11 protein-coding genes are annotated in these 12,744 nt (G+C 58.9%); 4 read left to right on the forward strand and 7 right to left on the reverse strand.

The features are described from left to right. Positions 1 to 91 precede the first annotated feature (91 nt). The 3 genes from Q1A32_RS18130 (at position 92) to Q1A32_RS18140 (ending at position 5,171) form a co-directional block, all read left to right on the forward strand. A complete protein-coding gene (locus Q1A32_RS18130) occupies positions 92 to 2,161 on the forward strand; it encodes an EAL domain-containing protein (protein WP_299656315.1) in 2,070 nt (689 codons plus the stop codon). A 1,023-nt stretch (positions 2,162 to 3,184) separates the two neighbouring features. Then, complete coding sequence (locus tag Q1A32_RS18135; protein WP_299656318.1) at positions 3,185 to 3,973, forward strand: hypothetical protein; 789 nt, start codon at positions 3,185 to 3,187, stop codon at positions 3,971 to 3,973. Then, positions 3,966 to 5,171 carry an MFS transporter gene (locus Q1A32_RS18140; RefSeq protein WP_299656321.1) on the forward strand — a complete coding sequence of 402 codons (1,206 nt, stop codon included), beginning with the start codon at positions 3,966 to 3,968 and terminating at the stop codon, positions 5,169 to 5,171. Before Q1A32_RS18135 ends, Q1A32_RS18140 begins: the two co-directional genes overlap by 8 nt. A 266-nt stretch (positions 5,172 to 5,437) precedes the next feature. Here Q1A32_RS18140 and Q1A32_RS18145 read toward each other — a convergent pair whose 3' ends face one another. From Q1A32_RS18145 to Q1A32_RS18170, 6 genes are all read right to left on the reverse strand, one after another. Then, the gene (locus Q1A32_RS18145) at positions 5,438 to 6,136 is read right to left on the reverse strand and encodes a Stf0 family sulfotransferase (protein ID WP_299656324.1); all 699 of its coding nucleotides are present in this window, start codon (positions 6,134 to 6,136) and stop codon (positions 5,438 to 5,440) included. 108 nt (positions 6,137 to 6,244) lie between these two features. After that, positions 6,245 to 7,348, reverse strand: coding sequence for an SPFH domain-containing protein (locus tag Q1A32_RS18150; protein ID WP_299656327.1), 1,104 nt, complete (start codon positions 7,346 to 7,348; stop codon positions 6,245 to 6,247). A gap of 20 nt (positions 7,349 to 7,368) precedes the next feature. Next, entirely contained in the window at positions 7,369 to 8,331 is a 963-nt protein-coding gene (locus tag Q1A32_RS18155; protein WP_299656330.1) for a DUF2927 domain-containing protein, read from the reverse strand. A gap of 12 nt (positions 8,332 to 8,343) precedes the next feature. After that, a complete protein-coding gene (locus tag Q1A32_RS18160; RefSeq protein WP_299615151.1) occupies positions 8,344 to 9,540 on the reverse strand; it encodes a toxic anion resistance protein in 1,197 nt (398 codons plus the stop codon). A 10-nt stretch (positions 9,541 to 9,550) separates the two neighbouring features. Beyond that, complete coding sequence (locus tag Q1A32_RS18165; RefSeq protein ID WP_299656333.1) at positions 9,551 to 10,456, reverse strand: 5-bromo-4-chloroindolyl phosphate hydrolysis family protein; 906 nt, start codon at positions 10,454 to 10,456, stop codon at positions 9,551 to 9,553. Between the two features lie 258 nt (positions 10,457 to 10,714). Continuing rightward, positions 10,715 to 11,509, reverse strand: coding sequence for a pseudouridine synthase (locus Q1A32_RS18170; RefSeq protein WP_299656336.1), 795 nt, complete (start codon positions 11,507 to 11,509; stop codon positions 10,715 to 10,717). 56 nt (positions 11,510 to 11,565) lie between these two features. On the opposite strand from Q1A32_RS18170, the gene Q1A32_RS18175 reads away from it, so the two are divergent. Beyond that, positions 11,566 to 12,015 (forward strand): nucleoside deaminase, encoded by a 450-nt coding sequence (locus Q1A32_RS18175; protein WP_299656338.1) that lies wholly within the window; start codon positions 11,566 to 11,568, stop codon positions 12,013 to 12,015. A gap of 11 nt (positions 12,016 to 12,026) precedes the next feature. Here Q1A32_RS18175 and Q1A32_RS18180 read toward each other — a convergent pair whose 3' ends face one another. Beyond that, positions 12,027 to 12,719: an NAD(P)-dependent oxidoreductase gene (locus Q1A32_RS18180; RefSeq protein WP_299656341.1), complete on the reverse strand. Its 693-nt coding sequence runs from the start codon at positions 12,717 to 12,719 to the stop codon at positions 12,027 to 12,029. Positions 12,720 to 12,744: the final 25 nt, after the last annotated feature.

Below are 12,744 nucleotides of genomic sequence, written 5' to 3' on the forward strand. Positions count from 1 at the left end.
CTTTGTGCTGCGCCTCAAGCTCTTAAACCAGGCTTGCAGGGATGCCGCTGACGGTCTGGTGATCGTATGGAATTTGACCTTAGGTTAATCCGTGCGTTTGGGGGAAGGGCGACCATTCGGTTCAATGGGTTGTCGGCATGAGCACGATGTCCCGCAAAGGTGCCAAGTGGGAATGCGGCGCTTGAGACCGGATTGGACACCAAAGGCGGAGAATAATTTAATTTTTCAACAAAGAAAGGCGCCGCGTAATGCTGCTTTAACGGTTTCTATTGGCACAGCGGCTATGGACTCTGCACTTGCCAGCAGGAAAGCCATGATACCGCCCGAAATCTTCAATCAAATCGAAGACAAGTGTACCGAAGGCCTCGCTCTTGCCCGCGCGAGCGCTGACGACGGTGCCGTCATGGAGCTGCAGTGGTGCAACAAAGCATTTGTCAACGTAACGGGGTACAGCGCGGAGGAGGCGCTGGGACAACGCGGAACGATCTTGATTGGCGCGGACCTTGAGCAGGGTGTGCACCTTTACATCATTGAAAAGTTGATGGGATGGGAAAACTTTTCGACAGAGGCAACGAACAACCGAAAAAACGGTGAGGCGTATTGGCAGCGAATGACGTGGACCCACCTGTCGGACCCCGCAACGGGTGATCATTGGTGGTTGTGTTCCATCATAGACTTGGGGAACCGGCAGGCCGAGCCTTCTGTAGAAGGACGCCCGCTGGCGGACCAAGTCGATGCACGCAGCCATGCCAAAACGCTCGAAAAGGTGCACCGTCTGGAAAAAGAGAATGCACGGCTGCACGATCTGGCGAAATCTGTGGCCAAGGACGCGAACGAGGATGCGTTGACCGGGCTATCCAATCGTCGGCATTTCGAGGTGGAGGTCAGAACCTGGATTGAAAGGTTGAAGCGGCACAAGAAGGAGTTTGCCGTTCTCTACATCGACCTGGATCGCTTCAAATTCGTCAACGACACGATGGGGCATGATGCCGGCGACAGGCTGCTGGTGTCTGTCGCCGACATGCTGCGTGATCTCACGGACGAGTCGGATTTGGTTGCGCGTCTGGGGGGGGATGAGTTCGCTATTCTGCGCCCCCTCGGCAACAGCGCACTGGAGATCAGCAGTCTCGCTGATGAGATCGTAATGCGGATGCAATCGCCATTCCTGTGCGATGGAAAATCGACGTCCTGTAGCACCAGCATCGGTGTCGCCATCGCCAAATCCCATATGGAAGACCCGGCAAGGGTGGTCGCTGACGCAGACGAGGCGTTGTATCATGCGAAGGCTCAAGGGAAGGGGCGCTGGTCCTTCTTCACGGAGGAGATGCACGCGCAATCCATCGCGACCAAGAAACTGGCGTCGGATCTGTTGCTGGCGTGTGAGCGACAGGAATTCGTCCCCTATTTTCAGCCTCTGATAGATGCACAAACCGGCGTAATCGCCTCTGCCGAGACGCTGGTACGGTGGGCTCATCCCGCCAAAGGCATTCTTGCCCCGTGGGCATTCCTGGACACCGCCGCAAACATGGGGATTCTCAAGCGGATTGACGAGATCATGTTTGCAAGCCTCAAGGGCGCATTGTCCTACTTTGACGAAACGCATGTGGATCTTCCGCGCGTCGCGGTGAATGTGTCGGCCGCGCGGTTGGCGGATCCCACCTTCATCCATGACATTCGCAGTTCGGGGATTGCACCCGATCGCTTGACCATCGAAATCCTCGAGTCCGTGTATCTTGATCGAATGGGCGAGGTCGTTCGGTGGACAATCGATGAACTGGACGAATTGGGCGTGACCATCGCACTGGACGATTTCGGCACCGGACACGCCTCGGTGCGCGGATTGCTGGAAATCAGGCCATCCGTCTTGAAAATCGACCGGCAATTCATTCAACCGGTCGTCGAAGAGGCGAGCACGCGGTCGCTGGTCGCGTCGATCATAGGAATTGGAAAAAGCCTGGGGATGCGCATCGTTGCGGAGGGCGTCGAAACGGAAGAGCACGCGTGGATTGTTCGTGATATGGGCTGCGACTACCTGCAGGGCTACTATTTCGGCAAGCCCATGAGCATGGACGATTTGCGAGACAAGCTTGTCGAGACCAGGGGTGTATTCTGGCCTGACGCGATGCTGGCTCAACCGAAAAAAGCGCGTCGGGCTGTGTGACAGTCGGCTGAGGGTAGGTTTATTTGGGGCTGGTTTGGATGGCGCATTCATCCAATGGCCAATGGTCAATGAACGCAGGCGATACCGAACATGGATTCACGTGCTTCGTAAAACTCCGCCTTCGCACCACTGGCCCACGGCTTTTCCTATCGGACAACAGCGAGAAACGATCTGATAGGGCTGAATACTAGTCATAAGCGCTTCAGGCCGCGGCTGTTGCAGCGAGGTCCATGGCGCGGGATAGCGCCTCGTGTTCCGAGGCGCTCGGACTGCTGTCGCCGCACACCTGCCGTTGACCCGGTCCAACCTCGTAGATGCAAGGCACGTAAGCCCCATTGGCAACGGCTGACGCACAGGGGATCCACCGTCCTCCCGGGCCTTCCACGGCCGCGCCAAAGCAGACGTTAACGGAACCCGGCGGTGGGGATGATACGTGTACAAGTGTGCGAAATATCTGTTCGAAACCCATGGCATACCTCTTTGTTTGCAACAGTATCCGGGGCTGCTTCGGCCAAAATAGGGCGCTATATGAAGCATTGCCGCGATGGTGCCCCAATTGGCAATTTGACTGGGTGCGAAACCGCAGACCAGAGCGTTGCGGAGCATGGGTAGTGTGGATGTCGACGGAAAAAGGAGAAAAATAACAGGCCTGTAGCGACCAATCGCATCAGTTAAAAATTTCGCTTGAATTGCCGTATTCTCCCTCTTTTGGTCAAAAATCAGAGATCCACCGATCCGGGTGCCGCTGCGACGCTGTGGGAGAACGTTTCGGAATGTCGGGTACGGACTACGTCCCCTTGTACTGTCGCCACTTTGCACCCGATGGGTGAATGCAAAGCGGGATCATCAAACCGAATTTCGGTCCGTCACAAGCGAGCCCCGAAAGATGTACCCGTGTCGAGACTTGCAAAAGATCGTTTACGCAACTGTCCGGATGCAAGGCTGGTTTAACTCTTCGTTAACTATTCAATGGTCTAGCCCAAACCAGTCGTTGTTAGAATTTTGCATCAGAAAGCCGTCAACATGGGCCCCCGACCAAGTCGTGTATTTGAAACGCTCACCCGCTTTTCGGGCATTCAGCGCGATCTTGAAGACGCAGGGATCCAGATCAAGGTCGGGGATGACTTTCAGGAATACCGCGCACATCGCAACAACCAGGCTGATCGCGGCACGATCTACCCGATGTTCGATGTTGCGAAGTCCTATGTTGATCACACCAATGGTTTCTGGATATGCGGTTTCGATCCGAACGGTGAATTGGTCCATACTCAGGCAGTGCGCCTTCTTGACCTGTCCGACATGACGCTCGCCTCGCACCTGCACGTCCATCGCCACAAGTACATCACCCCTGATTCAACGCCCGACCCCGATCAGACCTTTTTCACCGGGCCTGATGCGCTCAACAGGATTACCGGCACGGTTGGGTATCAAGGGGATTTTTGGCTGCGGGCAAAGGGGCTTGCGGGTCCACGCAGTCATGGGGCGACAGCGCTTCTATCCCGTTTCCTGCTCGAAATGACGGTCGCCGTCTGGAACCCATCGTTCATGTTTGCATTTGTGCCAAAGCCGTTGGCGGCCAAGGGCGCGCATCTTCGGTACGGGTACACGCATTGCGAACCGGGCCGTTGGATTGGCCCCGACCAACAGGTCACGGACGAAGACTACCTGATCTGGATGAGCAGCAAGGATCTGGCCGCGTCGCTTGCCCAAGCGCCCCTAAGTTCACCGCGCCCGGCACGCGTTGAGACCGAGCGGACCGCGACCGCTACCCCTACGCCACTGGCGGACCTGAATTCCGCAGCGAATGCCTGATCCGCGCCATTCTCCTGTGCGGATCGGCGGGCCAAGCCAAGGCGCACCCTTCGCTCCCGGTCTAGGCGCGCGCGCCACCATACTCGGACCGGTCGCAGCACACATCGCCTTTGTGATTGAGCTGACTTTGGTTCCGCTGCTTCTGCCCGCGATGCGGTCCCAATTCGAACTGTCACTCAGTGAACTTGCGTGGGTGTTCAATGCCTACAGCGTGGCCGTCGCGCTTGGTGTTCTGGTGGGCGGGTTATTTGGCGACACTTTCAAAACCACGAAAGTTTTCGGCTACGGAGTCTTCGCTTTTTTAGGTGGCTCGGTTTTGCTGGCCGCGTCGACCAATGCCGAAATGCTGATCATCGGGCGCATCTTGCAAGGCTTCGGGGCGGGCGTGTTCTCGCCCTTGATCCCGGTTCTGCTCACTCGGAGCGCGCCTGACAAACCGGGTCGCGTGCTCATTCTGTGGGGCAGTCTTGCTGGGTATGTGGCTGCTTTTGCGCCTTTGATTTACAGCGGCGTGCTCGGGTCGGAAGGCTGGAACCTTGCCTTTGGTTTCATCGCGGCCATCGCTGGCCTTTCGCTGCTTGTCCTCAACTGGTCGCCTGCCACCGGTAAGCCCGAGGTAATGCAACGCGAAAAACCGAAATATCTGGCGATCTTCCAGGCCAGAGACCTGTGGCTGACCCTCGCCTATGTGTTTTTCACCTACGGCGCGATAACCTATTTCTTGTTCCGACTTCCGCTTTGGCTGTCCGAGACCGGTGCAGAGACCACCAGCATTGGATTTGTGCTTTCGACATTTTGGCTCACATTCTCGGGTCTAAGCGCGCTTTTGCGGAACAAGGTCGATCAACATCACGTTCAGACGATCATGCTTGCGGCACCGCTGCTGATCGCTGCCGGATTACTGACCTCGTACAATGCCAACACAGTGTTGCTTGTGGGATCGGCAATCCTTGTCGGGGCTGGGTTGGCGTGCAGCAATGCCCCCTCGACACAGTTGATCCTGCGACACGCGCCCAAGGGACTGAGCGCCGTTTCAACAAGCTTGGACATAACTCTCGCACGGTTTGGCGGGATAGCGGCAGTGGCGGTACTGGCTGAAACAGGAGTGTCCGTTGCCGGCCCGGTGATTTGCGCATCCTGCCTTGTTGCGGCGTTTTGCACGATTGCGATACGCAAGCAGGCACCCCAAAGCGCTTGAGCTTTCGTTAGGGCTTTTGCCAGATGGACCGGCTTTGCGTCAGGCCGGGCTTGTGCCTTCGATTGCCGGGCGATTTCGACATATCACGTATTTGGATTGTACGGTTTGCTGCACTTCAATTGCGGCGAAGGCACCCAAGCTGCTGTCCTGCGATCGTTGGCTGCCAACGCGCCCCGGATTAGGTAGGAAACCGTAACTAGCAATTGAGACTGCTGTGGCTGCTCATGGGGTCAGAGGCGGGGCATAATTCGGCGACAATCATCAACTCAGGCGGTCTGCAGCACCGTGCTCGTAACTAGAAATCTTGAAAATACTGAAGCGTTCAGCCGATCGATCACTTCTTTCTCATTCAGAATCCGAAGCATTTTGTTGGTTAGTGTTCCGCTTTTGAACGATGATTTCGTACCTGAGTTCTCGACCTGCAAGTAGTCTGTCACTTCAGTCAAAATACACTCGCTGTTTGAAGCAAGATCTTCATAGGTCACTTCCAGAAGATCATGGTTTTCAAAATCTGCCTTGATGTTGTGTAGAGTGGCGTAGAGGCTGTTCAGTTGGTGCATCATTCGTTGAATGTCGACTTTGACTTCGACCGCTTCGGCGTAGTCATCAGTCCAATTTTTTCGGTTCTTGGGGTGCCAAATCCCGGATTTCTGCGCTCTAAGGTCACTTAAGTGACGGTCAAGCAAGTTCCGTCTATTCATGAAAATCAGCTTGATGTCTCGGCGGTCTTTCAAGTGCTGCCAGATGTCGGCAGACCTTGCGTCTTCACGACAGTGAAAAAAGAACAGCTTGCATTCAATCGTTTCGGTGGGTTCAGCAGAGGAAAACACACGATTGTTCAGGAAATGGGCTGAACTGGCCGATGTTTTACATTTTTTTCCATCAACCTCAGCCCGCTTTTCTTCGTGTTGGTTGAATGGTTCGAAATGAATTTTGGTTTTCGGGCAGGCCGCCAAATTGTGCATCAGGAAATTCGTTCCGGCCCGGCCATGGTACAGAACAAGGAACTTTTGCTGTTCTAATGATATCAGTTCAGTCTCGCTCGCTTCGCGGGGCCATCGCTGTGTTGCCCATCAAATCCCGGGCGGGGGTGGCGGTGGCATGATGGTGAAAAGCTGTGCCAGTTCGGTGACGTCTTCAGCCTTCATCCAGCCATCTTGGCCAGCGGTCCAAACATAGGTTTCACGGCTCAATTCACCGGCCTGCGCCATACGACCAAGCTGGGCTTTGGAAAACGGGCCTGTGGTCTGGCCGTTTTCGGCCACGTGCCATACATGTTCCACGGGTGGGGGCGGTGGAGAGGCCGCCCCACGTGCGGGCTGCGCGCCCCAGGGACCGGCGGCCATTTGGCCCATTTGCATCCCCATGGCTGCCCCAAGGCCCGCTTGCATGGCGCCGCTGGCGTCACCGCCGTCACGACCAAGCGCTTCGGCTGCTTGGAACTGCATGTATTCGCCCAGGTTCCCAATCACGCCCATGGACGAGCGTTTGTCCATCACCGCCTCGACCGCAGGCGGCAGAGAGATGTTTTCGATATACAGCTCGGGCAATGTCAGACCATATTCCGCGATTTGCCCGCTGATCTCCTTGGCGACCAACTGGCCCAACTCGCGGGTGTTCGCGGCCATGTCCATCACGGGGATGCCTGATTTTGCAAGGCTGCGCGACATTTCCTGCACGATGATGTTGCGGATCTGGAAGCTGATCTCATCCATGGTGAACTCACCATCGGTGCCCACAATCTCCACCAAGAAGCGGGCGGGATCCGTGACTTTGACGGAATAGGTGCCGAAGGCGCGTAGACGCACTGGACCGAATTCGGGATCGCGGCAGATGATCGGGTTTTTGGTGCCCCATTTCAGGTCGTTGAAACGGGTGGTGTTGACGAAATAGACCTCGGATTTGAACGGACTTTTGAAGCCGTGATCCCAGTGCTGCAGCGTCGTCATGATGGGCATGTTGTTGGTCTCGAGCATATAGAGACCGGGGGTAAACACGTCCGCCAACTGACCTTCGTGCACGAATACCGCCGCCTGTCCTTCGCGGACTGTCAGCTTGGCGCCGTACTTGATCTCGTGGCCTTCGCGTTCAAACCGCCAGACCATGGTGTCGCGGCTATCGTCCACCCAATGGATGACGTCGATGAACTGGCCAGAGAGGAAATCTAAAATGCCCATGATGGGTCTCCTTTAAGTCGTCAGGACGGGCCCTGGTTGGTGGCCTCGCGGGCGAGGGTGCGGACGATGGGCCGCGCCTCGGTCAATCCGATGCCGGGGCGCAGTCGGTCGTCATAAAGCATGCCCAGCAGATGTTCGTCGTGATCGGTCAGCAGCGCAAATTCGTCGTCATCATTGAAGATCGACGGGCGCGCATCGGGGCTGTCATTGGCAAGGCCAAGGCCTTGAGCCATTTCCTCGTGAATGCAGGACAGACGCAGCAGATCGGGGTTCTCGGCGCGGATCACAGCCACCGCTGCGGTATAGGTCGACCGGTCCGTCCCGCTGGCATAGGCCGCAACTGCACAATACGCATCAGTGGGCAGGTCGCGCACGGGCGCCAAATTGGTGCGGTTGACGCCCGACAGGCGCGGCGCGCGGGCATTTAAAGTGGCTGTCCTGTCGTCTTCGGATACGAAAAACACGAGGAAATTGGGGTTGCTGGATACGGAAACGGGGTGCCCCGTTGCCTGGCTCAGCCGTCGGGCGTAGGCGATCACGTCATTGGTGTCACGCGTGCGCTGGCTGGGTGGTACGGACGCGCCAAATTCCAGGCCAATGCGCACGGGAACAGTCCACCGGCGCAAGGCGCTGGCGGACCCGGGGCGCACGCCCGGCCCGGCATATTCATTGAAGAACACGATCTGTTCGAAGTTGCGCGCCAGCATGCCGGAGGAAAAGGGCGTGTCAGGTCCGCCCCCATCCTGCCGCAACAGGCCCGAGGTCAACTGGCTGGATTGCACTTGGGCAAGGTAGGCACGCAGTTCCGCGCTTTGCTGTGATGTGGGCTGTACCCTGGGGGCCGGGGGCGGGACCAAGCCTGCGGGCCGCGCGCGTGGCGTCAGCACGGGCTCCACAGGCATGAGCATGTCGCACGCCGCAACAAGACCCAGAGCGGCAATGCCGCCCCATAAGCCGATCCGACGTGTGATCCGTGTCCTCATCATCGCTTGTCGTTAGCCCGGCACAGCGGTGCCAGCTGTGTCGCCGATGCCGTCCTTGCGCGCTTTGGCGGATGCCAATGTGTCGCGCAGTTCGGTCTCCATCTTCTTCAGTTCTTCCTCGGCGGCGGCGCGCTTGGCTTTGCCTTCGTCTGCGATCTCCAGCGACTCCTGAATGGTGCCGATCAAGTCCGCATTGGCTTGCTTGACCGCTTCGATATCGAAGACGCCACGCTCCATCTCCGTCCGGATCGCCTTGTTGCTTTCGCGCAGGTTGGCGGCGTTGGAGGTCAGCAATTCATTGGTCAGGTCGTTGGCGTCGCGCACGGCGGCAGCGGCTTCGGCGCTGCGCTGGATGGTGACGGCCTGTGCCAGTTGAGTTTCCCAGAGCGGCACGGTGTTGACGAGGGTCGAGTTGATCTTGGTCACGAGGCTCTTGTCGTTTTCCTGCACCAGGCGGATGGAGGGCAGCGATTGCATCGTCACCTGACGCGTCAGTTTCAGGTCGTGCACCCGGCGTTCCAGATCGTCACGGGCGGCGCGCAAGTCGCGCAGTTCCTGCGCTTTCATCACCTGATCATCCTCGGGGGCGGCGTTTACCTCGGCCTCTTTGGCAGGGATGGTGGTGTCGTCCAGCTCTTTGATCTTTTCTTCGCCCGCCGCGATATAAAGCGCCAGTTCATCATAGAATTGCAGCGTCTTTTCATAAAGCAGGTCGAGGGACTTGATGTCCTTCAGCAGCGTGTGTTCGTGCGCCAGAAGGTCATCGGTGATCTTGTCGATCTGGCCCTGCACCGTTTCGAACTTGGCAGTGAATTTGGCAAAGGGGGCCGCGCGACCGATCAACTTTTCCCAGAAGGACCGTTCGCGGCGCACGTCGAGTTCGGAGACCGAGAAGCCGCGGATCGCGGTGACGATGTTGCGCAGGCTGTCGCCCGCAGGCCCCACATCCTTGTTGCGTACGTCCTGCAACATGGCCTGACTGATTTCCTGCAATTCCGCCTGCGCGGCAGAGCCGAAGGATACGATGGACTGCGTGTCCTCCATATCAATCTCGTCCATACGGGAGCGGATCTCGGCGCCCACCGGCGCGTCGGCCTGTGCAAGCGGGACGATGGCCGTGGCCTCGGTCGGTTCGGGCAGCACAACGGCGGTCACTTCCTCGACTTGAGCGAGGGCGGCTTCGGCCTTTTGGCGGACTGTTTCTGACATGGTTTAACCCTTACTGTTGGACGTCATCGGCGGGCGACACGCGCACGCCTTCGCGCTGCAAACGGTCGCGCAGCACGTCTATTTCAATGGTGAGGTCGGTGCGATCCTCGGTGAGCAATTTGCGGGTGCGCGCGGCAAAGTTCTCTTCGAGATCATCGAGAAGTGACGCGTAATCGGAGCGGGCCTGCGTGTCGCGGCTGCGGCCATAGATGTCGGCGAACTTGATCGTCGCGTCGCGTGCGCCGATCAGATAGACGCCCAGATATTTGCGGGCGGCGGTCAGGTCGCGGGGGTCTTCCTCGACCGTCTGGATCAGGTCGCGGACGGTGGTTTGGAACTGGTCCAGCCGTAATTCCATCTTGCGGTCTTCGGCCCGTTTCATGGCGTTGCGCATCTCGGTCAGTAACTCTTCGGCCCCATCGACGACGCGGGCCACCCGGTCCTGTTGGAAACTGTCGACCCCTTCGAGGCCTTTGGACTTCAGCGGATCAATCCCGAAGGCCGCAAGATGCAGACCAAAGGCGGCAAGGCCAAAAAGCAGCGGTGCAATGATCCCCGGCTCTGACCTGTAGGCGGCCAGCGTGATGCCGAAGCCCACAAGGAACGCCGCGATGGTCTTGCGGGGCAGGGCGGGCCTGCGCGCAACCTTGCGGGCGTTGAACGCCGCTTCGGCCTTGAGGCCCTCACGCAGCAGAAATGCACCGCCGGTCAGGAATGCAGCGGAAACAAGCGCGGTCACAAGGCCAGTGGCCCCGTCGTTCAGGGCCAGAAAGACCATTGGAATGGCGGGGATGAACATGATGTTCGCACGCGCGCCCACCGGATCGACGTGAGCCTTGTCAAAGGCAGGACGATCGCCTGTCGTTGGTACGTCGGTGGGATCCGGGCTGTATTTTCCGCCGAAACGTTTTGCCATTGTGTCAAAGCCCTCCGAGCAGGCCGGTGGTCACGCCGAACATCAGCGCAATCAGCACCGCGAATGCGATCTTTTGAAAAGCTGTAGGCTCCATCCCGTAAGTCCCCGTTGGCTTTCGGACATATAGCTCGTTTGCGGATGCAGCACTAGGGGCGCGCCGTGTTCCGTTCGTGCATCAGAGGTGTGGCGCGCAATTGGCGGGCGCAAGGGGAATTTCTGCCGATTTTGATCAAATACGGATGCGTAAGCTGCCGCGGCTTAACGCGGTTTTCGGGTGCGTTTGGGTTTGCCCTTGGGTTTCGCCGTGCCGGTGGGCGGCTCGGGATCAAGCCCCAATTGATCGCGCATGATACGGCGCCGCACTTCTTCGACGGCTCCTTGCTTCAACTCACCCAACTGAAACGGGCCGTAGCTGATGCGGATCAAACGGTTCACCGACAACCCGATGCTGTCCATGGCGCGCCGGATTTCGCGGTTCTTGCCCTCGCGCAGGCCAATGGTGAGCCAGGCGTTTGCGCCCTGTTGACGGTCCAGCGTGACCTGCATCGGCTGGAAACGCTCGCCTTCAATGGTTACGCCCTTGCGCAGGGGGTCAAGCTGCGGGTCGGTGGGCCGCCCGTTGACCCGCACCCTGTAGCGGCGCATCCATCCGGTCGACGGGAGTTCGAGCTTGCGCTTGATGCCGCCATCATTGGTCAGCAGCAGCAATCCTTCGGAATTGAGGTCAAGCCGACCAACGGTCATCACGCGTGGCAGATCATCGGGGAGCGCGTCGAAGATGGTCTTGCGCCCCTGTTCGTCCTTTGTGGTCGTCACCAGACCCGTAGGTTTGTGATAAAGCCACAGCCGTTCCGGCTCGGGCGCCTGCAGCGGTTTTCCGTCGACGCTGATCTTGTCCGCATCCGTTACATTCAGCGCGGGGCTGTCGATCCGCTTGCCATTCACGGACACGCGGCCTGCGGTGATGATCTCTTCGGCGCCGCGACGGCTGGCGATGCCCGCGCGGGCCAGAACCTTGGCGATGCGGTCGCCTTTGGGTGTGCTTTCAGTCATGCGCAGGCCATAGCGGTGGGTTGCAAGGCAAGCAAGCGGCGTGGCAGGGAATGGCCATGGAGTTTCGGTCGTTCATGGAGCAGGCGCTGGAGGAGGCGCGGGCCGCGGGTGCACGTGGCGAGGTGCCTGTGGGCGCGGTGGTGGTGTCCCCGCGGGGACAGGTCGTGGCGCAGTCGGGAAACCGGACGCGCGAGTTATCAGACCCAACCGCGCATGCGGAGATGCTGGCCATCCGCGCGGCCTGCGCCGCTGGAGTGTCAGAGCGTTTGGTGGGCCACGATCTCTATGTGACACTGGAGCCGTGTGCGATGTGTGCGGCGGCGATTGCGGCAGCCCGGATTGCACGTGTTTATTATGGTGCATCCGATCCGAAATCCGGTGGGGTGGCACATGGCGCGCGCGTGTTTTCGCACCCTCAGGCGCACCATGCGCCCGAGGTCTATGACGGCATCGGTGCGCAAGAGGCGGAGGCGTTGCTGCGCGGCTTTTTCACTGCGCGGCGCTGATAAGTCGTTGTTCAGGCAACCATATCTCGCGCCACGGCAGCGGGCGAGGTGGCCGACGCATCCTCGGGGCGCGCAAGTGCAGGCGTCTGGTGCAGCCAGTCTTTGCCTTCGGCCAGATGCAGCATGAAGTGAGCGAGGTCGGCGTGACGTGTACGCACCATGTCTTCCGGGATGACGTTGGCCTGCACGGTGTAGTCGCGGGTGATGTCACCCTCCATCAGCCAGCCGGCGCGCACAGCGGTCCAGTCGAGGTTGGTGCGTTTGTGCAAGTTCGCCTCCATTTCGGCCATCTGTTCGAAGACGCGGATCAGGCCGGTCATGGCGGGCAGTTTGAACCAGATCGGGCCGCGGTTCTTTTCTTCGACGAAGCTGGCAGAGATGACGATCAGACGCTTGCATCCTGCCGGCTCCATCGCGTCGCAGATGCGGTCCGTGCCCCTTGAATACAAGGGCGGGGGCGAGGCGAGGGTGCCAAGGTCGTTGCCCACGCCAAGGCAGGACAGGACAGCATCTGCGCCGTCGACCAACGCGGTCAGATCGTCTTTGAGCACATCGGCTTGGTGGACAGTGAAATCGTCTCGGCCCTGCAATGGATGGTCACCGTCGTGGTCGGCGGCACGCACGGTATGACCGGCCTCAAGAGCCTGAGCACAGGCGTGCAAACCGGTGGCGCCGGATGCGCCGAAGATCGTGATGACAGCCATGAATTGCCCCTCGTGCTTGTCGCGT

This window comes from uncultured Tateyamaria sp. (assembly GCF_947503415.1).
Lineage (GTDB): Bacteria > Pseudomonadota > Alphaproteobacteria > Rhodobacterales > Rhodobacteraceae > Tateyamaria.

What these genes read in the sequence shown, in the direction of transcription:
- Q1A32_RS18170 (WP_299656336.1), bottom strand. Translation starts at nt 11,509, where the DNA reads ATGACTGAAAGCACACCCAAAGGCGACCGCATCGCCAAGGTTCTGGCC.
- Q1A32_RS18145 (WP_299656324.1), bottom strand. Translation starts at nt 6,136, where the DNA reads ATGCACAATTTGGCGGCCTGCCCGAAAACCAAAATTCATTTCGAACCA.
- Q1A32_RS18150 (WP_299656327.1), bottom strand. Translation starts at nt 7,348, where the DNA reads ATGGGCATTTTAGATTTCCTCTCTGGCCAGTTCATCGACGTCATCCAT.
- Q1A32_RS18135 (WP_299656318.1), top strand. Translation starts at nt 3,185, where the DNA reads ATGGGCCCCCGACCAAGTCGTGTATTTGAAACGCTCACCCGCTTTTCG.
- Q1A32_RS18160 (WP_299615151.1), bottom strand. Translation starts at nt 9,540, where the DNA reads ATGTCAGAAACAGTCCGCCAAAAGGCCGAAGCCGCCCTCGCTCAAGTC.
- Q1A32_RS18155 (WP_299656330.1), bottom strand. Translation starts at nt 8,331, where the DNA reads ATGAGGACACGGATCACACGTCGGATCGGCTTATGGGGCGGCATTGCC.
- Q1A32_RS18165 (WP_299656333.1), bottom strand. Translation starts at nt 10,456, where the DNA reads ATGGCAAAACGTTTCGGCGGAAAATACAGCCCGGATCCCACCGACGTA.
- Q1A32_RS18180 (WP_299656341.1), bottom strand. Translation starts at nt 12,719, where the DNA reads ATGGCTGTCATCACGATCTTCGGCGCATCCGGCGCCACCGGTTTGCAC.
- Q1A32_RS18140 (WP_299656321.1), top strand. Translation starts at nt 3,966, where the DNA reads ATGCCTGATCCGCGCCATTCTCCTGTGCGGATCGGCGGGCCAAGCCAA.
- Q1A32_RS18175 (WP_299656338.1), top strand. Translation starts at nt 11,566, where the DNA reads ATGGAGTTTCGGTCGTTCATGGAGCAGGCGCTGGAGGAGGCGCGGGCC.